The following is a 24340-nucleotide window of genomic DNA, read 5'->3' as shown; positions in this document are numbered from 1 at the left end:
TGGTGTCGACGCGGGGTCTGCTGCGGACCGTGGACGGGGACGGTGCGGGGCGGGCGCGGGCGCCACCTCACCGGGTACGACAGCGGCACGGGTGTCCGTACACACTGGAAGGCCTTCGCCCGGTGACGCTAGGGACCGGTGCGGGGTCCCGTCAATCCTTCGCCCGGTTTTCTTTGTTTGCAGAAGAAATAAAGTCGCTGCGTAGTCGGCTCGACACGGTGCCGCGGCCTCGGCCGCCTCCGTCCAGCGGCCGAGCGTTTTGCCTGCTCTCAAGGGGTCTGATCGGGGCCCGAGACGCTTTCGTTACTTGACTCGATAGTTCGTTCGCCGTAGGAAGGAAGTGTGACTGACGTGGTGACGCCACCAACGAGCCCGGTGAGCCGGGAGCGGTCGAAGGAGATCAAGCGGTTGTCCGTGATCTCCACCGCCCGCCAGGTCCGGGTGCTGTCCCGGGCCGAGCTGACCGAGCTCACCGGGCTGAGCCCGGCCACGCTCACCCCGTTGGTCCGGGAGTTGATCGCCGAGGGGTACCTCATCGAACGGGGGCCGGGGGCGTCCCGTGCCGGCCGCCCCCGGGCGATGCTGGAGTTCAACCCGCGCGCCGAGCTGGTCGCCGCGGTGTCGCTGGAGCCGTCCCGGCTCAGCTGCGAGATCGCCGACAGTGACGGTACCGTGATCGCGCACCGGACGGTCCGGCTCAGCGGCGACATCGTCGACACCATCTGCCGGTCCGTGCCCGAGCTGGCCGGGGACGGACTGCCGGCGCTGCGCGGGGTCGCCATCGCCGCGCCCGGCGTCTCCTCCGGCGGCGCGGTGCGCCTGGCCCCCTCGGTCGGTCTGGTCGAGGGCCGCCCGATAGGGGAGTCCGTGCAGCGGCACCTCGGCGTGCCGGTGGTGGTGGACAACGACGTCAACCTGATGGCCGCCGGTGAACACGCCGCCGGGGCCGGCAGCGACGTCGCCGACCTGCTGCTGCTGCACGTGGCCGACGGCATCGGCGCCGGCCTGGTCCTCGACGGGCAGGTCCGCCGGGGTGCCGGCGGGGCGGCCGGCGAGGTGGGCTTCCTGCCGCTGGACCCGGCCGACCGGGGCCACGACGGGGTCGGCCCGTTCGAGGCCCGCTGGTCGGAGAACGCCATCGCCGAACGGATGGTCGCGCTCGCCCCCGGCCGCCGACCGGACGCCCCGGTGGCCGCCCTGGTCGAGCTGGCCGGCACCGACCCGCGCGCCGCCGGCTACCTGGACGAGGTGCTCACCGCCTGGTCCCGCCTGATCGTCTCCTGCGTCTGCGTCATCGACCCCGGCCGGGTGCTGCTCAGCGGGGCCGCCGCCCAGCTCGACGACGCCGCCGTCGACCGGCTCCAGACGCTGGTCACCACCGCCGCGCCGAGCGCGACCGAGGTACGCCGGGCGGTGCTCGGCGACCGGGCCGTGCTGCACGGCGCGGTCAGCTACGCGCTCTCCGCGGCCGCCGCCGGTCTGCCCTACCTGATCTCCAGTCCCTGACTACCCCAATTCCACCCCCTCGGAGGTACCCCATGAGACGTCGCCTGCTCCTCGCCGGAGCCCTCGCCACCGTGCTCGCCGCCGGCACCGCCTGCGGCGGCGGTTCCAGCGGTGACGACGCCGCCAGCGGCGGCACGTCGGTCGAGAAGCTGACCATCTACACCGCCCGCGACAAGAAGGTCTCCGACTACGTGGTGGAGCAGTTCACCGCCAAGTACCCGGAGTACCAGGGCAAGGTCGAGATCCTGAACCTGGGCGCGCAGGAGATCCTGGAGCGGGTCCGGGCGGAGAAGGCCAACCCGCAGGCCGACGTCTGGTGGGGCGGCACCCAGCAGGGGCTGTCCGCCGGTGCCGCCGAGGATCTGCTGGCCCCGATCCAGCCGGCCTTCGCCGGCAAGATGGACGCCCGGTACAAGGACGCCCAGGGCCGCTGGTTCGGGGAGATCCTGCTGCCCGAGGTGATCATGTACAACAACAAGGCGCTCACCCCGGAACAGGCCCCGAAGGACTGGGACGACCTGCTCAAGCCGGAGTGGAAGGACAAGATCATCATCCGGGACGTGGCCGCGTCCGGCACCATGCGGTCCATCTACTCGGCGATGATCGTCCGGCAGTCGCCCGACGGCAGCAACCCGCAGCCCGGGTACGACTGGCTCAAGAAGCTCGACGCCAACACCGGCGCGTACGCGGCCAACCCGGCCGACCTCTACCTGAAGCTCTCCCGCCAGCAGGGCGTGCTCAGCGCCTGGAACCTCCAGGACGTGCTGCTCCAGGCCAACCAGTCGAACATGCCGTTCGGCTACGTGATGCCGGCCTCCGGCGCGCCGGTGCTGGTCGACGGCCTCGCCGCGGTCAAGGGCGGCAACAGCGAGGGCGCGCAGAAGTTCCTCGAGTTCCTCTTCGACGACAAGCTCCGCGCCGACCTCGCCAAGGACTACTTCCAGATCCCGGCCGTGGAGATCGCCGAGCAGCCGGAGTGGCTGGCCCAGCTCGACCTCAAGCCGCTGAACGTCGACTGGGACGTCATCGGCAAGAACGAGACCGAGTGGATCAACCACTGGAACAGCCAGATCAAGAACAAGGGCTGACCACTCCGCCGCCGGACCGGGCCCGCCCCGGTCCGGCGGACGGCCGAGGCGTACCGCACGAAGGAGAGAGCCTCATGATCGATGTCACGCTGGAGTCGGTGAGCAAGCGCTTCGCGCGCGGTGGCGACACCGCGGCCGTGGACGACGTCGACATCACCATCGCCGCCGGGGAGTTCTTCACCCTGCTCGGCCCGAGCGGCTGCGGCAAGACCACCACGCTGCGCATGGTGGCCGGGTTCTACTTCCCCACCTCCGGGCGGATCCGCTTCGGCGACGAGGACGTCACCCGCCGCCCGCCCAACAAACGGGACACCGGCATGGTGTTCCAGAACTACGCGCTCTTCCCGCACCTGAGCGTCGCGCAGAACGTCGGGTACGGGCTGAAGATCCGCAAGGTCGGCCGGGCCGACGCCCGCCGCCGCATCGACGAGGCCCTCGGCGAGGTGCACCTCTCCGGGTACGGCGACCGGCGCATCGACGAACTCTCCGGCGGCCAGCAGCAGCGGGTCGCGCTGGCCCGCGCCCTGGTCATCCGGCCGCGTACCCTGCTGCTCGACGAGCCGCTGTCCAACCTCGACGCGAAACTGCGCGAGGAGACCCGCACCGAGATCCGCCGGATCCAGCAGGAGAGCGGCACCACCGCCATCTACGTCACCCACGACCAGGCCGAGGCGATGGCCATGTCGGACCGGATCGCGGTCATGCAGTCCGGCCGGGTGCAGCAGATCGGCGCGCCCCGGGAGATCTACCACCGCCCGGCCACCAGCTTCGTGGCCCGGTTCATCGGCCGCAGCAACGTGCTGGAACTGCCGGTGGTCACCGCCGCCGGGCAGACCGTCACGGTCCGGCTGCCCGACGGCGGGGAGGTCGCCGTCGGCGCGCCCGCCGACCACGGGCTGGGCACCGGGGACACCGCCCTGGTGTCGGTCCGCCCCGAGCACATCACGCTGACCAGCACCACCGAGCCGGGCGCGCTGCCCGGCCGGATCACCGAGCTGGAGTTCACCGGCATGGCGACCAACCTGGTGGTGGACGTCGCCGGCACCCCGGTGCAGGTGGCCGCGGTCGAGGTGCCCGCCGGGGCCGGCGTCGGCGACCAGGTCGGGCTGCGGCTCAACCGGGACCGGATGTGGGTGGTGCGTCCGTGAGCACCATCCCCGCCACCCCCAGCGCGGCGACCGTACCGCCGGTCACCGCCGACCCGACGCCGCCGCGCGCCCCGCGCCGCCGGCTCGCCGACCGGTTCTCCGGTGGCGCCGGCTCGCGCTGGTTCCCGTACGTGCTGGTGTTCCCGCTGGCGCTGATCCTGTTCGGGTACGTCGTCCAGCCGATGTTCGCCACCTTCGCCGAGAGCGTCGGCGTGAACGGGGTGGCGAACTACACCGCCTTCCTCAGCGGCGACGGGGTGGCCCGGTCCGCCCTGGTCACCTCGCTGATCATCTCGGCGGCCAGCGTGCTGCTCTGCGGTGTGGTCGGCGTGGCGATGGCGTTCCTGCTCAAGCGGTTCTCCTTCCCCGGCCGCCGGCTGATCGAGGCGATCATCCTGGTGCCGGCGGCGCTGCCGCCGCTGATCGGGGCGATCTCGTTCCAGCTGCTCTACAGCGAGACCGGCATCCTGCCGCGCGGCCTCCAGCAACTGTTCGGCACCGAGAGCCCGGTGCTGCCGTTCAGCGGCATCGCCGGCGTGCTGGTGGTGCACACCTTCACCATGTACCCGTACTTCTACCTGGCCACCTCGGCCGCGCTGAGCGGGATGGACCCGTCGGTGGAGGAGGCGGCGTACAACCTGGGCGCCGGCCGGGTCCGGGTCTGGCGGACCGTGCTGCTGCCGATGCTCACCCCGGCCCTGGTGTCGGCGTCGCTGCTGGTGTTCATGACCTCGCTGGCGTCGTACACCGCCCCGCTGCTGTTCGGGGTGGACCGCACCATGACCATGCAGATCTACATCAACCGCACCAACGGCGACCTGCCGATGGCCTCCACGTACGCCTCGGTGCTGGGTGTGGTGTCGGTGCTGTTCCTGCTCGCCATGCGCTGGTACGAGGGGCGGCGCAGCTACCGCTCGCAGTCCAAGGGCGTGGCCAGCCACCGCCGGGAGATCACCAACCCGTTCGGCCGGTGGGCGGCGCTGCTCGCCTCGCTGCTGGCCACCGCCGTGCTGCTCGCCCCGGTGGCGACCATCGCCCTGGTGGCGTTCTCCGCCGACGGCTCGTGGACCACCGAGGTCATCCCGGCCGAGTACACCACCGCCAACTTCGTGACGATCTTCTCCGACCCGGACGCCTTCCAGCCCATCCTCAACTCGCTCCAGATGAGCCTGCTCGCCACCGTCGGCTGCATCGTGGTCGGCGTGCTGATCGCGTACGTGGTGCGCCGGCTGGACTTCCGGGGCCGGGGCCTGCTGGACGTGGCGGTCATGCTGGCCTGGGCGCTGCCCGGCACGGTGGTCGCGATCAACCTGATCTCGGCGTTCAGCACCGGCAACGCGTTCAGCTTCGGGCAGGTGCTGATCGGCACCTTCTGGATCATGCCGTTGGCGTACTTCGTGCGGTTCCTGCCGCTGGTGTTCCGGTCCAGCTCGGCCGCGCTGGCCCAGCTCGACCCGTCGCTGGAGGAGGCCGCCCGCAACCTCGGCGCGTCCTGGTGGCGGGCGTTCGGCACGGTCACCCTGCGGCTGATGCTGCCCGGTGTGCTGGCCGGCGCGCTGCTGGCCTTCGTGCACGGCGTCGGCGAGTTCGTCGCCTCGGTGCTCATCTACACCTCGGAGACCGCGCCCATCTCGGTGGAGATCAACAACCGGATGTACTCGTTCGAGGTCGGCACCGCCGCCGCGTACGGCATGCTCCAGGTGGTGCTGATCTTCGTGGTGATGGTGGTCTCCGGTCGCCTGGAGGGCGGCCGGCGGTCCACCCGGGAGGCGGCCAAGTGGACGGCGTGACGACACCCGGCCCCGCCGGGCCGACGGACCGCCCCGCAGGGACGGACCGTGCTGCGGCGACGCACCGCCCCGCACAGACGGACCGTGCCGGGGGGACGGGTCGCGTCGCGGCGACGAACCAGGCGGCGGCGGCCTGGCCGGTCGGGGGCGGGCTGATCCCGGCCACCCGGATCCCCGGCGGCGAACTGGCCGCCGTGGCCGGGGCCGCCGACTTCGCGGTGCTGCCGGTCGGCGCGGTGGAGTGGCACGGCCCGCACCTGCCGCTCGGCACCGACCTCATCCTCGCCGAGGGCTTCGCGGCCGAGAGCGCGGTGGACGCGCCGGAACCCGGGCCGCGCGGGGTGGTGTTCCCGGCGGTGCCGTACGCGGCCTGTCCGGGGCAGACCCGGCCGTGGCCGGGCACGGTGGCGATCCGGCCGGAGATCGCGGTCGGGTACCTCGCCGACGTGATCGAGGGCATCGTGGCTGCCGGCTTCCCCCGGCTGCTGATCGTCAACGGGCACGACGCCAACATGTCCACCGTCCGGGCCGCGATGGAGTGGGTCTCCGGCCGGCGCACCGCCAGCCTGCTGCTGGTCAACTGGTTCCAACTGGTCACCCCGGCGGAGACCACCGAGCTGTACGGGCCGCTGCCGTCCCGGGGCCACGGCGGCGCGTACGAGACCTCCGGGGTGCTCGGCTTCGACCCGGACGCGGTCCGGCTGGACGCGGTCGACGACCTGCCGCCGAAGCCGAAACTGCCGGTGACCCACCCGTACGTGCTGGTGGAATCCCGCCCCGACCCGTGGCAGGGCTGGTCCGGGCACATCTCGCTGGCCGACGAGCCGATCGGTCGACGGGTCCGGGAGCTGGCCGGGACGCGGCTGCGCGATCTGGTAGCCGCCTGGGTGGCCGCCGACCCGCCGGCCCCACCCACCGCCGACCCGCTGGTGGGGGACGACTCGTGACCGTCGACCGGGGACTCGACGTCGTCGACTTCCACCTGCACTTCCGGATCGGGGCCGACGAGACCATCCGGGCCTGCGAGGACGCCGCCGGCATGCACCCCGGCGGGGAACACGAACGGGCCGTCCGGGCCGCCGGCTCCGCACCGTACGCGCAGCGGTGGCGGCGGGCCTGGGCGTTCCCCGACCCGGAACCGTCCGCGCCCCGCTGGCAGGACGAGGCGGACCGGTGGGCCGAGGAGCTGCGTCGGGTGCACGTCCGGCGGGCGGTCTTCGTCACCGGCGGCGGCAACGACACCCTCGCCGACGTGGTCGACCGTCACCCGGACCTGCTGCTCGGTCTCGCCCACCACGACCCGTACGCCCCGGACGCCGCCGCCGAACTGGAGCGGGCCGTCACCGAACGTGGCCTGCGCGGGCTGAAGCTGTTCGCGCCGCTGCTGCGCGGCCCGCTCGACCACACCGACCTGGACCCGCTCTGGGGCACCGCCCAGCGGCTCGGCGTGCCGGTGCTGATCCACATCGGGCACTACGGCAGCGCCGGCGGCCTCTCCCACGGCCGGTACGGCGGCCCGGACGAGCTGGCCCGGATGGCCCGCCGCTTCCCCGAGCTGGCCGTGGTGGTGCCGCACTTCGGCGTCCAGCACGTCCAGGACCTGCTCTTCGCCGCGTGGGGCTGCCCGAACATCCACGTGGACACCTCCGGCTCCAACCAGTGGGTGCGCTGGATGCCGTACCGGCTCACCCTGGAGGACCTGTTCCGCCGCTGCTACGAGACCATCGGCCCGCACCGGATCGTGTACGGCAGCGACTCGTCGTGGTTCCCGCGCGGCTACGTCACCCGCTACCTCGACGACCAGCTCCGGATCTGCCACGAACTGGGCCTGCCCGACGACCACCTGCGCGCGATCTTCGCCGGTAACGCCGAGCGCCTGCTCGGGCTGCCCGGCTGACCGGACGACCGACCGGCCGACGTCGGGTGCGTCCGAGTACCCGGCCAGGAAGGAAGTAGAGACCCTCATGAGCACACCCCCGCTGACCACCTACCAGCGGCACCACCTGCGGCCCACGTACGACCACCACGTCGGGTACCTCTTCCCGGCGATGGTGCGGGCCAGCCAGGCGCACGTGGTGATGCTGACCGAGCAGGGGCTCATCCCCGCCGACCGGGGTGCCCGGTTGCTGCGCGGGCTCGCCGAGCTGCGCGCCGACCACGCGCCCGCGCCGGCCTTCGACGGCACCTTCGAGGACACGTACTACCTGCTGGAGAAGCGGCTCGCGGAGGCCTGCGGCATCCCCGCCGCCGAGCTGGACGTACAGCTGGCCCGCAGTCGCAACGACCTCGACGCCGGGGTGTTCCGGATGCTGCTGCGCGACCAGTTGCTCGGGGTGCTCGACCGGGTGCTCGCCACCGCCGCGACCACCCTGGACGCCGCGCACCGGTACGCCGACGTGGTGATCACCGGCTACACCCACCGGCGGCCCGCCCAGCCGACCACCATCGGGCACGCCCTCGCCGGGTACGCCGAGGCGCTGGCCGGTGAGGCGGTCGCGTACGCCGACCTGATCGACCAGCTCAACGTCTCGCCGTTGGGCTCGTGCGCGTTCGCCGGCACCGACCTGGACATCGCCCCGGCCCGGGTGGCCGAACTGCTCGGCTTCGCCGGCCTGGTCACCAACTCGTACGAGGCGGTGGCCGGCGCCGACCACCTGGTCCGGGTGGGCACCCTCAACGCGCAGTCCCTGGCCACCGGCGCGCGGCTGGCCCGCACCCTGATGGACTGGCTGAGCTGGCGCTGGGTGAGTACACCGGGCGACTTCACCCAGGGCAGCAGCATCATGCCGCAGAAGCGCAACCCGGTGGTGCTGGAGCACCTGGTGTCGTACGCCGGCCAGGCGGCCGCCGACGCCGCCAGCGTGCTGAACAACGTCGGCGCGGCCTGGTGGGAGGACTCCAACAACGCCACCACCGACGTGCAGGTCCGGCTCTGGGAGAGCAACGACCGGACCGACCGGTTCTTCGCCCTGCTCGGTGGCTTCCTCGCCGAGATCGAGCCGCTGGAGCCGCCGTCGGCCGGGGAGATCGTCGCCTCCGGGGCCACCACCACCGCGGCGGCGGACGCGCTGACCCGGCACGGGGTGCCGTTCCGGGCCGCCCACTCGGTGGTGGGCCGGCTGGTTCGGGGCGGCGCACCGGACACCTGGACCCCGGAGACGGTCCGCGCGGCGGCCGCCGGGGTCGCCGACGGCCTCACCGACGCCGCGGTCGACGACCTGATCACCGCCGCGGTACGCCCGGAGCGGGTGCTGGACCGGGCCCAGGTCGACGGCCCCGGCGCGGACGCGGTGCGGGCCCAGGTGACGGCGCTGCGGACCGTCTTCGACACGGTCGCCGGGCGGCTCGGTACGGTCCGGTCCCGGCTCGCCGACGCCGACGCGGCCCTCGACGCGGTCGCCGCCGAGCGGGCGGGCCAGGACGCGGTCGCCGACGCGACCCCGGACGCGGTCGCTGACGCCGAGCGGGCGGGCCGGTGAGCGTGCGCAGTGAGCGGCGCGGCACGGACCACCGTCCGCCGGCCGTCGTGCCCGACCAGGCCGTCGTGCCTGACCAGGCTGTCGTGCCTGACCAGGCTGTCGTGCCCGACCAGGCCGTCGTGCCTGACCAGGCTGTCGTGCCCGACCAGGCCGTCGCGCCCGAACAGCCGGTGACCGGTACCGGCCCGGACGGCCAGCCGGCCGCCGCCGCTGCCGGTGCCGACCCGGCGCTCAACGACGTGACCGGGGGGCGGCCGGTGCTGCTCGGTATCGACTTCGGCGGTACCAAGATGGCGGTCGGGGTGGCCGACGCCGACGGTCGGCTGCTGGTGCGCGAACGCGTTCCCACGCACGCCGAACAGGGTGCCCCGCAGGCCCTGGACCGTGCCCTGGACCTGGCCGCGAGCCTGGTGGGGAAGGTCGGCGGCGTGGTCACGGCGGCCGGGATCGCCTCACCCGGTGTGGTCCGGCCGGACGGCATCGACCTGGCCCCGAACGTGCCGGGCTGGGACCGGCTGCGGCTGGCCGACGCGGTCCGGGACCGGTTCGGCCAGCCGGCGGTGGCGGTCGACAACGACCTGAACGCCGCCGCCCTGGCCGAGCTGCGGGTCGGCGCGCTGCGCGACGCCGACCCCGGCCTGGTGGTCGGGCTGGGCACCGGCGTCGCGGCGGCCGTCACGGTACGCGGCGCGGTGCTGGCCGGGCACCGGGGCGCGGCCGGCGAGATCGGGTACGCGGTGGCCGGCGCGCCCTGGCCCGGCACGATGCTGGAGCTGGACTTCTCCGGCCGGGCGCTGGACCGGCTCGCCGCCGAGCTGGGGCTGCCCGACGGCGCGGCCGGGCTGGCCGCCGCCGCCGAGGTCGCCGGCCCGGCCCGGGACGCGCTCACCGCCCGGGTCGACGAACTGGCCCGCCACCTGGTCACCTGCTGCCTGCTGCTCGACCCGCAGCGGGTGGTGCTGGTCGGCGGGGTGGCCGGCAGCGACCTGATCCGGGGACTGCTGGTCGACCGGCTCGGCGCGGTGCTGCCGTACCGGCCGGAGGTCGTGTTGTCCCGGTTCGCCGACGACGCGGCCCTGCACGGCGCGGTGCTGCTCGCCGCCGAGGCGGTGCCGGCGTCCCGTTGACCCCCCGGGTGCCGGGAGTACCGGCGCGGGTGCGGCCGGCACCCGGGGCCCCCACCGACCGGTCAGCGTGCCGGCGGGTGGCGCTCCGACGCGCGCCCCGCGCACCCGGCCCCGCGCCCCGCGCCCCGCGCACCCGGCCCCGCGCCCCGCGCCCCGCGCGCCGGTCAGTGTGCGGGTGACGGCACGCGCAGCGCCTCGATCAGCCACTCCACCGCCGGCACCATCGGCGGGAACGGCGGCCGCTGGTTGAGCACGCCGACCAGCGCCCAGTACCGCTCCACCCGTCGGTCGGTGAAGGTCGCCATCCGGTCCGCCAGCGCGGCCCGCTCCCCGGCGGACATGGCCGGGCCGACGATCCGGTCCACCACCTCCCGGGCTTCGGGGGAGTCCGGGCGGATGCCGGCGGCGAGGGCGTCCCGCGCCGGGGTGACGTCGGGCATCGGTGCGGGTGCGGCATCCCCGGCGGTACCGGCCATCGCCATCTCCCGGGCCCGCTGCCGGAAACCGGGATCGGCGACCAGTTCGGCCAGCTCCACCCAGGCGGACACCTCCGCGTCGGTGGGCTCGTCGGGCAGGTCCGCCGGAAGCGCCCGCATCGCCCCGGCGAGCCCCGCACCGGGGGCGTCGGGGTCGATGCCGGCGAACACCTCGGCCACGAAGTCGTCGATGATCTGCTGCCGCTCACGGGCGGAGAGCCGGGCCAGGTCGTGCACGAGTCTCAACTCCTCGGTCGTAGTGCCACCTCGGGCGACCGACCGCAGCACCGCCCGGCGCAGCCGCAGCGTCCGGATCTCGGCGTCCAACGCCCGGACGTGCGCCCGCGCCACCTCCGCGACCCCGGACTGCCGGTCCAGGATGCGCCGCGCGTCGTCCAGTCCGATGCCGAGGTCCCGCAGCGTCCGCAGCAGGTCCAGCCGGGCCACCGCCGCCGCGTCGTACAGCCGGTACCCGCCGCCGGAGCGGCCGGTCGGGGGCAGCAGCCCCTGGTCCGACCAGAACCGGATGGTGCGTACGGTCAGGCCGGTGCGCTGCGCGAGCTGCCCGATGGTGAACAGCTCGCTACGGTCGTCGGTGAACAGCTCGGTACGGTCGTCCACCGCCACAGCGTGCACCCTCCAGCCACTGGAGACTCAAGCCGTCAGTCGTCGAGGTGTGCCCGGCGGGCGGCGAGCACCTCGGCCAGGTGGTCGTCGGTCCACCGGCGGGCCGCGTCCAGCAGGTCGATCAGGGTCCGGCCGAGCGGGGTGAGCGCGTACTCGACGCGGGGTGGGTTCTCCGGGTACGCCGTCCGGGTGACCAGGCCGTCGCGCCGCATCGCCCGCAGCGTCTCGGCGAGGACCTTCGCGGTGACCCCGCGCAGCGCCGCCCGCAGTTCGGTGAAGCGGCGCGGGCCGAACGCCAGGCAGCGCACCACCATGCCGGTCCACCGGTCCCCGACCTGTAGCGGCACCGCGACGCCGGGGCAGTCGGGATGGAACAGGTCCGGCGGCAGCGGATCGGCCATCGTCCGAGCGTACCGCCGGTTCCGTTGCGGTTACCGGCACCCGGTGCCGTACGGTCCGCCGGTCGACGCGCCGAGACGAGGGAGAACGACATGGACGGCATCGTGGTGTTCGGGGCCGGTGGTCGGGCCGGCCGGGCGGTCACCGGCGAGGCGGTACGGCGGGGCCACCCGGTCACCGCCGTGGTCCGTGACCCGAACCGGTACCCCGGGCTGGCCGCGCCCGGGGTGACGCTGCTCGCCGGGGACGTCACCGATCCGGCGGCCACCGCCCGCATCGTGCCCGGTCACCTCGGCGCGGTCGCGGCGGTCACGCCGGCGTCCGACCCGGGGGCGCTGGCCGCGCTCGACCGGTTCGACGACGGGTTCTACGTCCGGGCCGTCGACGCGCTGCTCGCCGGGGCGGGCGTGCCCAGGGTGGTGCTGATCGGCCTCTTCGCGACCCTGCTTGACGGCACCGGCCGGCGGGTGCTGGACGACCCGGCGGTCTTTCCCGCGTCGCTGCGGGCGTTCGCCCTCGCCCACGACGCCGGCCTGGACCGGCTCCGGGCCGCCCGCACCCCGGTCGACTGGCTGGTGCTCACCCCGCCCGCCATGCTCGATCCGGCCGGCCCGCGCACCGGGCGGTACCGTGTCGGGGGCGACACCGTCCCCACCGACGGGTCCGGTCCGCTGTCCTACGCCGACCTGGCCGTCGCCACCCTCGACGAGATCGAGTCGCCCACCCGGCACCGCACGCGGGTCGCCGTCTACGCCTGACCGGCTCAGGCGGGGCGGCGGGCGTGCGGCGACCGGATGTCGGCGAGGACAGCGCGGGCGGCGCGGTGGTCGCGTCCGTCACGCCGGGCGGCGGGCGTGCGGTGACCGTTCAGGCGGGGCGGTGGGCGCGCAGCATCAGCGACACCCCGGGCAGCCGCCCGACCGGCAGGTACCGCTCGGTGGTGATGATCGCCCGTAGCCCCAGGTTGACCACGCCGGGCAGGGCGTCCAGGTCGCTACCGGTGGAGGTGCGCCGCCGCCAGGCGGCCACCGGGCGGAGCAGCACGTTCCAGCTCCACAGCTCGTCGACCACCAGCCCGGACCGCTCCACCACCGCCCGCAGCGACTCCCGGTCGTACCGCCGGACGTGCCCGACCGCCACGTCGTGCGCCGACCACAACCGCATGTCGCACGGTACGGCGATCAGCGCGGTCCCGCCCGGCCGCAGGGTACGCCGGATCTCGGCGGCGGCGAGCCGGTCGTCGTCGACGTGTTCGAGGATGTCGAAGGCGACCACCAGGTCCAGCCCGGCCGAGCCGATCGGCAGGTGCCGGGCGTCGGCCCGGATCACGTCCAGGCCACGTTCCCGGGCCACCCCGGCGCCCTCCGCGCTGTACTCCAGCGCCACCGGCCGCCAGCCGTGTGACCGGAGCACCCGGGTGTTGCCGCCGCCGGCCGCCCCGATGTCCAGCGCCCGGCCGGGCCGTTCACCCGAGGCGGCCAGCCGGCGCAGCGCCCGACCCAGCAGCGCCCGCCGCTCCCGGTACCACCAGTGGGTGTCCTCGAGCGTGGCGAGCTTGCGGATCTCGGTCGCTTCCACGCTGCTCACCCTAGAGGAAGGGCATCCTGCCGACGGCGTGTGCGCAGGAGTCTCAGCCGGGGACGGTCGGCGTCCGCGCCCAGCGCAGGAACCGGCGGAACAGCTCGGTCGGGGACGGCGGGTCCGCCGGGTGCAGGGCCCGCAGGTCGGCGTCGGCGTCGTGCATCAGCGGAGCGAGGTACGTGCAGAGGCCGATCCGGTCCCCGGCGTACGCCAGCAGCAGCGCGGCCCGCGCGGCCGGGCAGGGCCAGGGGGCCAGGCAGGCCCGGCACAGCCAGAGCGGACGCAGCGGCGGGTGCGGTCGGGCGGCGTCGTGGTCCACGGTTTACTCCTCGTCTTCTCCGGCGGTGCGGCGGCCTGGCGGTGCGGCGTTGTGGCGGTCCGGCGATGGTGCGCCGGCCCGGTGCGGTGGTGCGGTGGTCTGGTGGTCCGGTGGTCCGGTCGGGGGCCGCCCCCGGGAAAGACCCGGGGTGGGCCACGGCCGGGGGAGGGCCGGGCGGTCGCCGGGTCGGGGCGGCCCCCGCGCTGGTCCGGCCGCCGGGCGTCGCCTCCACCAGCCGAACGCGTGCCCTCCACCCTGGACTCCGGCGGCCCGGGAATGGAGGATGACCAGACGTACGCAGCTGTCGGTGACCGGAAGGATGCCAGGAGTGAGAGGTGGTGAGGGGTGAGCACGTATCTCGCCCTGGTGATGAAGCACGCCCGGGGCAACCGGGAGCTGACCCAGGAGCAGACCGCCGAGCGGGTGCACGTCTCCAGTTCGCTGATCGCGATGTTCGAGACGGGCCGGCGGATTCCGCACCCGGACACCGCCCGGCGGCTCGACGACCTGCTGGGGACCGGTGACCTGATCGCCAAGATGGCGGCCGAGGCCCGCCGGGACGCCCAGCCCCGCTGGTTCCGTCCGTGGGCGGAGGTCGAACGGGAGGCCACCTCGCTGCGCTGCTACCAGCAGGCCATCGTCCCGGGCCTGCTGCAGACCGAGGAGTACGCCCGCGCGGCGCTCGCCAGCGGCCTGCACGTGCCCGGCAAGGTGGAGGAGCACGTCGCGTTCCGGATGGAGCGGCAGGCGCTGCTGGACCGGGACGACCCGCCGCTGACCACGTTCGTGGTGGACGAGGCGGCGCTGCGCCGGGGCGAGCCGACCGTGCTGAAGGAGCAACTGCTGCACCTCGTGGAGATCGGGCTGCGGCCCCGGGTGCTGGTGCACGTGGTGCCGTTCGGTTCCGGTCCGTACGTCGGGCAGTCCGGGCCGTTCACCATCGCCGCGACCGGCGGCGGCGAACACCTGGCCTTCCTGGAGGACCAGTTGGAGGGGCGGGTGGTGGCCGACCCCAAGCAGGTCGCCACCCTGGAGCGGGCGTGGGACGCGGTCCGCGCCGTGGCCCTGCCCCGAGACCAGTCGAGAGACCTGATCCTGAAGCAGGTGAACGCGCTGTGAGCAGCATGGAACCCGTCTGGCGGACGGCCACCCGGAGCAACACCAACGGCGGCGAGTGCGTGGAGGTCGCCGACAACCTGCCCGGGGTGGTGCTGGTCCGGGACAGCAAGGACCGGGCCGGCGGCACCCTGGCCTTCGACCGGCACGCCTGGCGGGCCTTCGTCACCGCCACCCGCACCACCTGAGCATGCCCGCCGGGTCACGCTGAGCATGCCCGCCGGGGTCACGGCGCGGGTACCGACCGGGTCACCGTGAAGGTGCCCGCCGGGTGTCACCCGTGGGTGACCACGGACGGCCCGGCGGGCACCGGCAGGCTCAGAACGTCGGCGGCTTCGTGCTGGCCGGGGTGAGGATGCCGCCGGCCCGGGTACGCACCGCGTGGGCCGCCGCCGCCGCGTTGCGGACCACCGTGTCGGCGTCGTGGCTGACCATCTTCCGGTCCCGCTTGACGATCCGGCCGTCGATCAGCACCGTGTCGATGTTGGCCGGGGTGGCCGAGCGGACCACGGTCGACTCCAGGTCCCCGATCGGGGCGATGTTCAGGTCGTCGGCCCGGATCAGGACGATGTCGGCCCGCTTGCCGGGGGTGATCGAGCCGGTGACCTTCTCCAGGCCGAGGGCCTTCGCGCCGTTGATGGTGGCCATCTCGATGGCCTGCTTGAACACCACGGCGGGCAGGTCGGCGGTGTCGCTGCCCAGCCACGGGATGCCCAGGTTCCAGGCCACGTTCATCGACTCGAACATGTTGATCGGCGCGAGCGAGCTGGCGTCGAACGACAGCGAGACGGTGATCCCGGCGGCCAGCATCCGCAGCAGCTGCCCGTGGAAGCCGCCGGCGGTGCCGAGCCGCAGCTCCGAGTGGACGGAGAAGCTGACCGGCGCGCCGGTGCGGACCATCGCCTGCCGGTCCGCCTCGTCGAACGGCAGCGCGTGGCAGAGCAGGAAGTCCGGCCCGAGGAAACCCATCTGTTCCAGCGCGGCGGCCCGGACGGCGGTGGTCGGGCCCTGCCCGGAGTGCACCGAGATCGGCAGCTTCCGCTTCTGCACCTCGGCCATCTCGACCAGGAAGTTCGCCAGCTGGCCCGGCCCGCGCAGGTTCACCCCGAGGTGTACCAGCCCGTCGAACGGGGACTTCGGGCCGAACCAGGTCCTGCTGACCCGGTCGATGTCGGCGAAGTCGATCGGCTGGGTGGCCGGCTGCCCGTCCCGGTGCCCGTACGAGTAGCGGGCCCGGACCAGCCCGTCGGCGTGCGCGTGCAACTCGGCGTCGGCGTACTCGGGTCCCCGGGTGTTGTGCGACCAGTTGTTGACGGTGGTGATGCCGGCGCTGGCGCACTCGACCAGACCGAGCAGCACGCTGTGGTAGAAATCGTCCGGCTGGTACGCGGCCACGGTCGCCGACTTCGCCGCGAAGTACTCGAATCCGGTGGAGACGAAATTGCGGCCCAGCGCACTCCACATGTGGTAGTGGGTTTCCACGAAACCGGGCATCGCAATCATGCGTGACGCGTCGATGGTTTTCGCGCCGCGTACCTTCAGGTCGGGGCCGACCTGGACGATGACGCCGTCGCGTACCTCGATGTCGGCCCTGGCCCGGGTGCCGATGGTGGGGTCCACCGAGACCAGCGCGGCCCCTTTGATCAGGTAGTGGCCGCGGTCCGGCTTCCTGCCGGACTTCGTGCCGGGCTGGTGCGGGCCGGGGGAGGCCGCGACCGCGGGTGCGCCGGTGAACAGCGGCGCGATGGCGGTGGCACCGGCCGCGGCGAGCAGCGCGCGGCGGCCGAGGGTGTGCGCCGGAACGGGCCGGCCGCAGTCGTCGACAATTGCTGTTCCGTCGATTCCGTCGTTCTCCGACGGGGACGGTGACTGGGTTGGGGGCATGCGGGAAAGCTAGGAACGGGCCATTTCCCACTCGTCACCGGCCGAGGAACAGCGGATTAACCCGCAGGTCAGGCCCACATCGCGGGAAGGCCCCGCTGTCGTATCGCACGACAGCGGGGCCGAGGTCCGACCGAACGGCTGATCACAAACGGGGACGCCGTCCGTAGCAGGCGGGCTGGGCTCAGGGCCGGGTGAAGACCAGCGCCACGTTGTGCCCGCCGAAGCCGAAGGAGTTGTTCAACGCGGCCGGGATCTCCATGTGGCGGGCCTTGTTGGCGGCCACCTCCAGGTCGAGCGCGTCGTCCGGGTCGTCCAGGTTGATCGTCGGCGGGATCACGCCGTCCCGGATCGACAGCACCGTGGCGATCGACTCCAGCGCGCCGGCCGCACCGAGCAGGTGCCCGGTCATCGACTTGGTCGCGGTCAGCACCGGGTGGTCACCGAGCGCCCGGTGCAGGGCCACCACCTCCGCCAGGTCACCGACCGGCGTGGAGGTGGCGTGCGCGTTGACGTGCACGATGTCGCTCTTCGCCACGCCGGCGTCGGCGATGGCCTTCGCGATGGCCCGGACCGCGCCCGCGCCCTCCGGGTGCGGCTGCACGATGTCGTACCCGTCGGAGGTGATGCCCGCCCCGGCGAGCCGGGCGTACACCCGCGCGCCCCGGGCGGCGGCGTGGTCGGCACGTTCCAGCACCACGATCCCGGCGCCCTCGCCGAGGACGAAGCCGTCCCGGCCCTTGTCCCACGGCCGGGACGCCAGCTCCGGCTCGTCGTTGCGGGTGGACATGGCCCGCATCGAGGCGAACCCGGCCATCGGCAGCGGGTGGATGACCGCCTCGGTGCCGCCGGCCACCACCACGTCGGCCCGGCCGGCGCGGATCAGGTCCAGGCCGAGGGAGATCGCCTCCGCGCCGGTGGCGCAGGCGCTGGCCACCGCGTGTACGCCGGCCTGCGCGCCCAGCTCCAGCCCCACCCAGGCGGCGGGGCCGTTCGGCATCAGCATCGGCACGGTGTGCGGGGAGACCCGGCGCGGGCCGGACTTCTCCAGGATGTCGTCCTGGTTGAGCAGGGTCACCGCGCCACCGATGCCGGAGCCGATGCTCACGCCCAGCCGCTCCGGGTCGAGCCCGGAGTCGGCCAGGCCGGCGTCCGCCCAGGCCTGGTGCGCGGCGATCAGGGCGATCGCCTCGGACCGGTCGAGCCGGCGCAGCTTCACCCTGTCGATCAGCCCGGCCGGGTCGACCGCGAGCTGCGCGGCGATCCGGACGGGCATCTGCTCGGCCCACTCCTGGGTGAGCGCACTCACCCCGGAGCGGCCGGCGAGCATGGCGTCCCAGGTCGACGTGACGTCCCCGCCCAACGGGGTCGTCGCGCCGAGCCCGGTGACGACGACGTCGGTACGACTCATGATCAGGACTGCGCCTCGATGAAGCTGACGGCGTCACCGACGGTCTTGAGGTTCTGCACCTCGTTGTCCGGGATCTTGACGCCGAACTTCTCCTCCGCCGCCACCACGACCTCCACCATGGAGAGCGAGTCGACGTCGAGGTCGTCGGTGAAGGACTTCCCCTCGGCCACCTCGTCCGGGTTCACCCCGGCCACCTCTTCGAGGATCTCGGCGAGGCCGGTGGTGATCTCGTCACGGGTCATTGCGATGTGGTTCCTCTCATATGGTGTGAACTCACCGGACGGCGGTGCCGTCCGGTGGGAACGGCGCGGTGGGAGACCGCGCCGGACATCAGGGGCAGCGGACGACCTGACCGGCGTAGGTCAGCCCGCCGCCGAAGCCGAAGAGCAGTACCGGTGCGCCCGAGGGCACCTCCCGCCGCTCGACCAGCTTGGACAGGGCCAGCGGCACGCTCGCCGCCGAGGTGTTGCCGGACTCGACGATGTCCTTGGCGATCACCGCGTCCGGGATGCCCAGCCGCTTGGCGATGCCGTCGATGATCCGGGTGTTGGCCTGGTGCGGCACGAACGCGGCCAACTCCTCGGGGCGTACCCCGGCCCGCTCGCACGCCTGGAGGGCGATCGGGGCCAGCTCGGTGGTCGCCCACCGGAACACGGCCTGCCCCTCCTGCTGCACGTACGGCCGCCAACCCTCGATCCGGACCGCGTCGCCGCGCTCCGGCACCGAACCCCAGACCACCGGGCCGACCCCGGCCGGTTCGCCCTCGGCGGTGGCGGTGACCACCGCCGCGCCCGCCCCGTCGGCGAAGATGATGCAGGTCGAGCGGTCGGTCCAGTCGATGAAGTCGGAGAGCTTCTCCGCGCCGATGACCAGCGCGTTACGCGAGGCCCCGGCCCGGATGGCGTGGTCGACCGTGCCGAGCGCGTACGCGAAACCGGAGCAGGCGGTGTTCAGGTCGAACGCGCCCGGCGCGGTGATGCCCAGCTTGGCGGCGACCCGGCAGGCGACGTTCGGGCTGCGGTCGATCGAGGTGCAGGTGGCGACGACCACCAGGTCGATGTCGGCGGCGGTGAGCCCGGAGTTCGCCAGGGCCTTGTCGGCGGCGGCGGCGGCCATGTCGGCCACCGTCTCGCCGTCGGCGATCCGCCGGCTGACGATGCCCACCCGGTCGCGGATCCACTCGTCGTTGGTCTCGACGATCTGGGCCAGCTCGTCGTTGGTCACCACCCGGGACGGCTGGTAGTGCCCCATGGAGAGAATGCGGCTTCCGCTCATTGCTGCTGTCCTCCGATGCGGGCGATCAGGTCCCGGGCGGCCGGCAGGTCGTCCGGGGTGTTCAGGGTGACGATCTCCGGCAGCGCGTCGGAGCCCTTGTACTCCCGCTTGATCAGCCCGGCGAGGGTGCCGGCCGGGGGCAGCTCGATCACCCCGGTCACCCCGAGGTCGATCAGGCTCGTCATGCAGAGGTCCCAGCGGACCGGGGCGGTGACCTGGCGGACCAGCCGCCGCACCAGCTCCCGCCCGTCCGGGACGGCGGTGCCGTCGAGGTTCGACAGCAGGATCCGGGCCGGATCGGCGGCGGTGACACCCTCCGCGAGGGCGGTCAGGGCCGCCTCGGCCGGGGCCATGTACGGGGTGTGGAACGCGCCGGCCACCTTCAGCCGCATGATCCGGGCCCCGGTCGGCGGCTCGGCGGCGAGCCGGTCGATGGCCTCCGTCGACCCGGCCGCGACGACCTGGCCGGTGGCGTTGCGGTTGGCCGGGTACAGCCCGTGCTTCTCGATCACGGTGAGCACCTCGTCGGCGTCGCCGCCCAGCACGGCCGCCATCCCGGTCGGCTCCAGCGCGCAGGCCGCCGCCATCTCCCGGCCGCGTACCCCGGCGAACGCGACCGCCGCCTCGGGTGACAGCACCCCGGCCAGCGCGGATGCGCCCAGCTCACCGACGCTGTGGCCGGCGACCAGTCCGACGTCGGACATCGGCAGGTGCGCGGCGGCCAGCAGCGACGCCGCGACCAGCAGCGGCTGGGTGCGGGCGGTGTCCTTGATCTCCTCCGCGTCGGCGGCGGTGCCGAGATGGACCAGGTCGACGCCGGCGAGCGCCGACCACCACCGCAACCGTGCCTCAGAACCGGCCAGATCGAGCCATGGGGTCAGGAAGCCGGGTTTCTGCGAACCCTGGCCGGGAGAGAGTACGGCGAGCACGCCTATGACTCTCCTTGATACTCGCCGGTCGCGCGTTGTCGGGAGGTACCAAACCACACTAGAACCTTTGGAGGGATCCTACAAGGCTGCCTGCTGGTCAGCGTACCTCGGCGCGTCCGCCCGCCCCTGGTGGCGCGGTGGGCGGCACCGGATCGAGCCGGCCCACGGTCAGCGCCACCTGGAGCGCGAACGCCTCCCGGGGCGCCAACGGCGACAACCCGGTCACATCGGCGATCCGACGCAACCGGTAACGGACCGTGTTCGGGTGCACGAACAGGGCGCGGGCCGCGCTCTCCAGCACCCCACCGGCGGCGAAGAACGCGTCCAGGGTCTCCAGCAGCTCCCCGCCGGCCCGGACCAGGGTCGCGTAGAAGTCCTGCCGCAGCCGCCGCCGGGCCTCCGCGTCACCGGCCAGCGCCCGCTCCGGCAGCAGCTCGCTGGCCGGCACCGGCCGGGGCGCGGCCGGCCACGCCGGGGCGGCCCGGTAGCCGGCCAGCGCGGAGCGCGCCGACTCGGTCGCCTCGTCCAGGCTGAGCACCGACGGCCCGACCACCACCGGCCCCTCACCGAACGCCGGCAGCAGCTTCTCGGCGGCGGCCAGCGGATCGGCGGCCCCACCGAGCACCACCACCAGCCGGTCGCCGTGCACCCCGCCGATCACCCCGACCCGGATCCGCCGGGCCAGCCGGTAGACGGTGTGCAGCACGGCGGCCACCTCCCCGCCCGGGGAACGGCCCACCGCCACCGCCACCGGGGGCGCGTCCGCCCAGCCCAGCGCGGCGGCCCGGCTGGCCAGCACGTCCGACGAGTCGCCGCGCAGCAGCGCGTCCACCAGCAGGGCCTGGAGCCGGGCGTCCCACGCGCCCCGGGTCTCGGCGGCCCGCGCGTACGCCCGGGCGGCGGCGAAGGCGATCTCCCGGGAGAAGCGCAGCACCACCTCGCGGAGCTGCTGCTCCTCGCCGTCGGCGGCCAGCTCCGGGACCTGCTCCTCGACCACGTCGATGGTCACCTTGATCAGGGCGACGGTGTGCTGGAGGCTGATCGACCGGGCGAGGGCCTGCGGTGCGGTGGCGAACACCTCGTCGGAGACCTCCTGGGTGCTGTCCGCCCGGCCGCCGCCGTCGCGCAGCCACTGCACCAGGGACCGGACGCCGGCCTGCGCGACCAGCATCACCCAGGACCGCTGGTCGGCCGGGAGCGCCCGGAACCAGGGCAGGGTCTCGTCCATCCGGACCACGCTCGCCGTGGCCAGCGCGCCCGCGGCGCGTTCGATCCGGCGCAGCGTGGCCGCCAGCCCGGCACCCTTCGGCTCGGTCACCACGGCCCTAGCCTGACACGCCCCCCGCAGGTCACCGCGCGCCAGCCCCCGGGTCGTGCCATCATGCGGCGGTGATCGCCCGCCCGCCGCTGCTCGTCCCGCTGTCCGCCCTGGTCGGATTCCTGCTGTTGACGATCATGGTGCTGACCGACTGGCCGCCGCTGGAACGCGCCGACCGCGCGGTGAGCGAGGTCTTCCGTGCCTACGGTGACCGGCACCCCGGGCTGATCTCGGCGCTGCGGATCCTCACCGACGTGGCCGCCACCGTCCCGTTCCTGGTCACCGGCCTGGTCGCGGCGCTCACCCTGCTGCTGCGGGGCCGCCGGCCGGCCGCGGTGTTCTGCGCCACCGTCACCACGGTCGTGCCGGTGCTGTGGGGCCTCGGTCACTGGGCGCTGTCCCACCCGCGCCCGGTGGACGGTTTCGTCACGGTGCAGAGCAACGGGTTCCCGAGCGGACACACCAGCAACGCCACCGCCGCCGCGCTCGCCGCCGCACTGTTGCTCTGGCCCTGGCTGGCCCGGACCGGTCGGATCGTGACGGTCCTGGTGGCGGCCGGGTTCGCGCTGTTCGTCAGCCTGACCCGGGTCGCCCTGTTGGCCCACTGGCCCGCCGACGTGCTCGGTGGCTGGCTGCTGGCGCTGGTGGTCGTCCCGTTGGCCGCGTACGCCGTCCGGCCCGGCACCGGCGTCACCGCCTCCGGCCCGCCGGAGCGCACCCCGGCGTCCTGAGCCGGCGTCGACCCGGGGCGGCCCGGTCGGGCAGCGATCCCGGCGCGCCGACCCGGTCCCGGCGGCGACCCGCCCGGCCGTGACCGTGGCCTGGAGTTTACGCATGCGACGTACCGCGCGCCGCCGACGGCCAGTACGGTGACAGGGCACGGCACGGTTCGTGGAACTTCCATGGAACGCGGTCGCGCGTCGTCGTCGTGATCGATCCGACGGCGGGCCCCAGGTGGATCGCCCATGGGCGAAGGCGAACGTGAGGAGACCGCAATGGCGCACGGGGAGGCCGAACACGGCTGCGCCCAGGGGGAACCCGGCCGGCTGGGTCATCACGACCAGCAGGCTGCCGGCAAGCCCCACGGCCACCGCCGGTCGCCCCTGGGCACACCGCACCTGACCGAGCCGGCGGGTCGTCCCGTCGAGGAGGAGCCGGTGGTGCCCCGGCAGCGGGTCGCCGACTGCATCGACCCGGAACCGGTGCGGCAACCGGCCTGCCGGAGCGAACTTCCCGGCTGGGCCGGCGCGCACCGGCACGGGCCGGTCCGGCCGACCCAGCGCGCCAACCGTCGGGAACGCCCACCACGCCGCTGGTGCTGACCGCCGGCACCAGCCGGTCGGCGCGCACCGTGGACGCCCACCAGGTGGGCTGGTCAGCGGGTGCGCCGCCGGATCAGCAGGGCGATGCCGGCCAGCCCGAGGGTGATGGCGACCACCACGCCGGCGTTGAGCAGCAGCAGCCGCTGCAACTCGTCGACCGCCTTGTCGAGGTCACGCCCCGGGTCGAGGGCCTCGTCCGGGAGCATCCGCTCGCCGCCGCCGACCCCGCCGCTGACCGTCTCGACCTGGCGGGGCAACGGCACACCGGCCGTACGCAGCGTCTCGGACATGTTCAGCCGGCCGAGGAACCAGCCGGCCCGGGTCTTCCGCTCGTCCGGCTGCTTCGCCGGGCGGAAGGCCCGCGGCCCGCCCTTGGCGAGCGGGTACAGGTCGAAGGTCTGCCGGGGCTCGTCGCCGGCCAGCACCACGACCGTGTACTTGGGACCGAGGTCGGCGGCCTTCGGGCCGGACGGAGCGCCGGTGGCACCGAACCAGTTGACCTGGTCGATGATGGCGGTCACGTGCTCCGGGTCGTTCTCGGCCCGCAGCCGCAGCGCCTCGGCCAGCCCCTCCCCGGTGATCTCCACCCCGGCCGGAGCCGGCTTCGGCGCCGCCTGGGCGATGCTGCCCGACAACGCCGCGACCAGCATCGCGCCGACCGTCGCGACCAGCAGCCGCCTCACCCTCCGGACCATCGCCGCCTCCTCGCCCCGTTTCGATGGATGGCCTTGCTGCAGGTCACGCGCTGGCTGAGGACGGCACGACCATGTCCCGCAGGGACGGGCCTCCATCTCAAAGACTCCGCTGAACGTCGCTCGGTTGCAGCTTTCAGAACAGTATTTGGAACTATCTGCGATCTCCGCCCGACTAATGTCTGGACGGTTGACCGGTGGGCGGATCGTACCTTTACGGAGGGGTGCATGGGGGGCAGGGTCCTACGGATGGTGGCTGGTTGGTTGGTCACGATCGGCGTGGTGCTCGGCGTGTCGGTGTGGTCGGCGACCCCGGCCGCCGCGCACAACTCGCTGACCGGCAGCGATCCGCGTGACGGCGCCCGGTTGGCGCAGGCGCCGACCCGGATCGAGCTGCGATTTCTCGCCAAGGTCGATCCGAACACGACGAAGATCACAGTAACCGGACCGGACAATGTGCCGGCGTCCCGGGGTACCCCGACCTTCGACGGGTCCCGGGTGCGGGTGGCGTTCGTTCCGGGCGCGGCGGGTCTCTACACCGTCGCCTACCAGGTCGCCTCGTCCGACGGGCACCCGATCAAGGGCGAGGTCCGGTTCACCATGACCACCGGTACGCCGGCCGACCCGACGCCGTCCCCGGAGCCGACCGTGGCGTCGCCCACCCCGCCGTCGCCGAGCGCCGCGCCCACCTCACCGGCGGCCAGCCCGCCGGCGGCCGACCCGGCCGCCGGCTCCACGGACGACAGTGGGGTGCCGGCCTGGGCCTGGCTGATCGGCGGGGTGACCGTGCTCACCGCGCTCGGGCTCGGGCTGCTGCTCCGTCGCCGCCGCTCCACCACCCGGTAGCGCGGCGACC

The 24340-nt window shown here is 73.8% G+C and carries 24 protein-coding genes and 1 pseudogene; 14 read left to right on the top strand and 11 right to left on the bottom strand.

The window, feature by feature from the left end:
- Nucleotides 1–342: 342 nt before the first annotated feature.
- The 8 genes from PVK37_RS30025 to PVK37_RS29990 all read left to right on the top strand — a co-directional run bounded on the left by PVK37_RS30025 (nucleotide 343) and on the right by PVK37_RS29990 (nucleotide 10138).
- The gene (locus tag PVK37_RS30025; protein WP_275031203.1) at nucleotides 343–1506 is read left to right on the top strand and encodes an ROK family protein; all 1164 of its coding nucleotides are present in this window, start codon (nucleotides 343–345) and stop codon (nucleotides 1504–1506) included.
- A gap of 32 nt (nucleotides 1507–1538) precedes the next feature.
- Nucleotides 1539–2594: an extracellular solute-binding protein gene (locus tag PVK37_RS30020; RefSeq protein ID WP_275031202.1), complete on the top strand. Its 1056-nt coding sequence runs from the start codon at nucleotides 1539–1541 to the stop codon at nucleotides 2592–2594.
- A 74-nt stretch (nucleotides 2595–2668) separates the two neighbouring features.
- Complete coding sequence (locus tag PVK37_RS30015) at nucleotides 2669–3742, top strand: ABC transporter ATP-binding protein (protein WP_275031201.1); 1074 nt, start codon at nucleotides 2669–2671, stop codon at nucleotides 3740–3742.
- A complete protein-coding gene (locus tag PVK37_RS30010; RefSeq protein WP_275031199.1) occupies nucleotides 3739–5532 on the top strand; it encodes an ABC transporter permease in 1794 nt (597 codons plus the stop codon). The genes PVK37_RS30015 and PVK37_RS30010 overlap by 4 nt, the downstream gene beginning before the upstream one ends.
- Nucleotides 5529–6479, top strand: a complete 951-nt coding sequence (locus tag PVK37_RS30005) for a creatininase family protein (protein WP_275031198.1) — start codon at nucleotides 5529–5531, stop codon at nucleotides 6477–6479. The genes PVK37_RS30010 and PVK37_RS30005 overlap by 4 nt, the downstream gene beginning before the upstream one ends.
- Complete coding sequence (locus tag PVK37_RS30000; protein WP_275031196.1) at nucleotides 6476–7429, top strand: amidohydrolase family protein; 954 nt, start codon at nucleotides 6476–6478, stop codon at nucleotides 7427–7429. The genes PVK37_RS30005 and PVK37_RS30000 overlap by 4 nt, the downstream gene beginning before the upstream one ends.
- A 67-nt stretch (nucleotides 7430–7496) precedes the next feature.
- Nucleotides 7497–9011, top strand: coding sequence for an argininosuccinate lyase (locus PVK37_RS29995; RefSeq protein WP_275031195.1), 1515 nt, complete (start codon nucleotides 7497–7499; stop codon nucleotides 9009–9011).
- 119 nt (nucleotides 9012–9130) lie between these two features.
- The gene (locus PVK37_RS29990; protein ID WP_275031193.1) at nucleotides 9131–10138 is read left to right on the top strand and encodes an ROK family protein; all 1008 of its coding nucleotides are present in this window, start codon (nucleotides 9131–9133) and stop codon (nucleotides 10136–10138) included.
- Nucleotides 10139–10302: 164 nt separating this feature from the next.
- Here PVK37_RS29990 and PVK37_RS29985 read toward each other — a convergent pair whose 3' ends face one another.
- Together PVK37_RS29985 and PVK37_RS29980 are read right to left on the bottom strand one after the other, a co-directional pair.
- Nucleotides 10303–11235 (bottom strand): MerR family transcriptional regulator, encoded by a 933-nt coding sequence (locus PVK37_RS29985; protein ID WP_275031191.1) that lies wholly within the window; start codon nucleotides 11233–11235, stop codon nucleotides 10303–10305.
- Between the two features lie 41 nt (nucleotides 11236–11276).
- The gene (locus PVK37_RS29980) at nucleotides 11277–11642 is read right to left on the bottom strand and encodes a winged helix-turn-helix transcriptional regulator (RefSeq protein WP_275031189.1); all 366 of its coding nucleotides are present in this window, start codon (nucleotides 11640–11642) and stop codon (nucleotides 11277–11279) included.
- 90 nt (nucleotides 11643–11732) lie between these two features.
- Between PVK37_RS29980 and PVK37_RS29975 the strand changes: the two genes are divergently transcribed.
- Nucleotides 11733–12398, top strand: coding sequence for an NAD(P)-dependent oxidoreductase (locus tag PVK37_RS29975; RefSeq protein ID WP_275031188.1), 666 nt, complete (start codon nucleotides 11733–11735; stop codon nucleotides 12396–12398).
- Between the two features lie 109 nt (nucleotides 12399–12507).
- Here PVK37_RS29975 and PVK37_RS29970 read toward each other — a convergent pair whose 3' ends face one another.
- Together PVK37_RS29970 and PVK37_RS29965 are read right to left on the bottom strand one after the other, a co-directional pair.
- The gene (locus tag PVK37_RS29970) at nucleotides 12508–13218 is read right to left on the bottom strand and encodes a class I SAM-dependent methyltransferase (RefSeq protein WP_275031187.1); all 711 of its coding nucleotides are present in this window, start codon (nucleotides 13216–13218) and stop codon (nucleotides 12508–12510) included.
- Nucleotides 13219–13270: 52 nt separating this feature from the next.
- On the bottom strand, nucleotides 13271–13540 hold the full coding sequence (locus tag PVK37_RS29965; RefSeq protein ID WP_275031186.1) for a hypothetical protein: 270 nt from the start codon (nucleotides 13538–13540) through the stop codon (nucleotides 13271–13273).
- Between the two features lie 345 nt (nucleotides 13541–13885).
- On the opposite strand from PVK37_RS29965, the gene PVK37_RS29960 reads away from it, so the two are divergent.
- Both PVK37_RS29960 and PVK37_RS29955 read left to right on the top strand, forming a co-directional pair.
- Nucleotides 13886–14659, top strand: a complete 774-nt coding sequence (locus PVK37_RS29960; RefSeq protein WP_275031185.1) for a helix-turn-helix domain-containing protein — start codon at nucleotides 13886–13888, stop codon at nucleotides 14657–14659.
- Nucleotides 14656–14844 carry a DUF397 domain-containing protein gene (locus PVK37_RS29955; RefSeq protein ID WP_275031184.1) on the top strand — a complete coding sequence of 63 codons (189 nt, stop codon included), beginning with the start codon at nucleotides 14656–14658 and terminating at the stop codon, nucleotides 14842–14844. Before PVK37_RS29960 ends, PVK37_RS29955 begins: the two co-directional genes overlap by 4 nt.
- A 130-nt stretch (nucleotides 14845–14974) precedes the next feature.
- On the opposite strand, the gene PVK37_RS29950 is transcribed toward PVK37_RS29955, so the two are convergent.
- The 6 genes and pseudogenes from PVK37_RS29950 to PVK37_RS29925 form a co-directional block, all read right to left on the bottom strand.
- Nucleotides 14975–16540, bottom strand: coding sequence for an amidohydrolase family protein (locus PVK37_RS29950; protein ID WP_275031183.1), 1566 nt, complete (start codon nucleotides 16538–16540; stop codon nucleotides 14975–14977).
- Between the two features lie 181 nt (nucleotides 16541–16721).
- Nucleotides 16722–17948, bottom strand: a complete 1227-nt coding sequence (gene fabF / locus PVK37_RS29945; RefSeq protein WP_275031182.1) for a beta-ketoacyl-ACP synthase II — start codon at nucleotides 17946–17948, stop codon at nucleotides 16722–16724.
- 2 nt (nucleotides 17949–17950) lie between these two features.
- Entirely contained in the window at nucleotides 17951–18190 is a 240-nt protein-coding gene (locus PVK37_RS29940) for an acyl carrier protein (RefSeq protein WP_275031181.1), read from the bottom strand.
- Nucleotides 18191–18278: 88 nt separating this feature from the next.
- Nucleotides 18279–19223, bottom strand: coding sequence for a beta-ketoacyl-ACP synthase III (locus PVK37_RS29935; RefSeq protein ID WP_275031180.1), 945 nt, complete (start codon nucleotides 19221–19223; stop codon nucleotides 18279–18281).
- An 8-nt stretch (nucleotides 19224–19231) separates the two neighbouring features.
- A pseudogene (locus PVK37_RS29930) lies at nucleotides 19232–20152 on the bottom strand (ACP S-malonyltransferase); the annotation flags it as partial.
- 97 nt (nucleotides 20153–20249) lie between these two features.
- Nucleotides 20250–21515, bottom strand: a complete 1266-nt coding sequence (locus PVK37_RS29925; RefSeq protein ID WP_423791122.1) for a PucR family transcriptional regulator — start codon at nucleotides 21513–21515, stop codon at nucleotides 20250–20252.
- A gap of 26 nt (nucleotides 21516–21541) precedes the next feature.
- On the opposite strand from PVK37_RS29925, the gene PVK37_RS29920 reads away from it, so the two are divergent.
- Nucleotides 21542–22201: a phosphatase PAP2 family protein gene (locus PVK37_RS29920; RefSeq protein WP_275031179.1), complete on the top strand. Its 660-nt coding sequence runs from the start codon at nucleotides 21542–21544 to the stop codon at nucleotides 22199–22201.
- 264 nt (nucleotides 22202–22465) lie between these two features.
- On the top strand, nucleotides 22466–22792 hold the full coding sequence (locus tag PVK37_RS29915; protein WP_275031177.1) for a hypothetical protein: 327 nt from the start codon (nucleotides 22466–22468) through the stop codon (nucleotides 22790–22792).
- A gap of 53 nt (nucleotides 22793–22845) precedes the next feature.
- Here PVK37_RS29915 and PVK37_RS29910 read toward each other — a convergent pair whose 3' ends face one another.
- A complete protein-coding gene (locus tag PVK37_RS29910) occupies nucleotides 22846–23487 on the bottom strand; it encodes a hypothetical protein (RefSeq protein WP_423790970.1) in 642 nt (213 codons plus the stop codon).
- Between the two features lie 225 nt (nucleotides 23488–23712).
- Between PVK37_RS29910 and PVK37_RS29905 the strand changes: the two genes are divergently transcribed.
- Nucleotides 23713–24330 (top strand): copper resistance CopC family protein, encoded by a 618-nt coding sequence (locus tag PVK37_RS29905; RefSeq protein WP_275031175.1) that lies wholly within the window; start codon nucleotides 23713–23715, stop codon nucleotides 24328–24330.
- Nucleotides 24331–24340: the final 10 nt, after the last annotated feature.

Origin of the sequence: Micromonospora cathayae, assembly GCF_028993575.1 — a bacterium.
In the GTDB taxonomy this organism is placed as follows: Bacteria; Actinomycetota; Actinomycetes; order Mycobacteriales; family Micromonosporaceae; genus Micromonospora; species Micromonospora cathayae.
The sequence above is the reverse complement of the archived record's forward strand: the minus strand, read 5'-3'. Positions and strand labels throughout refer to the sequence as shown.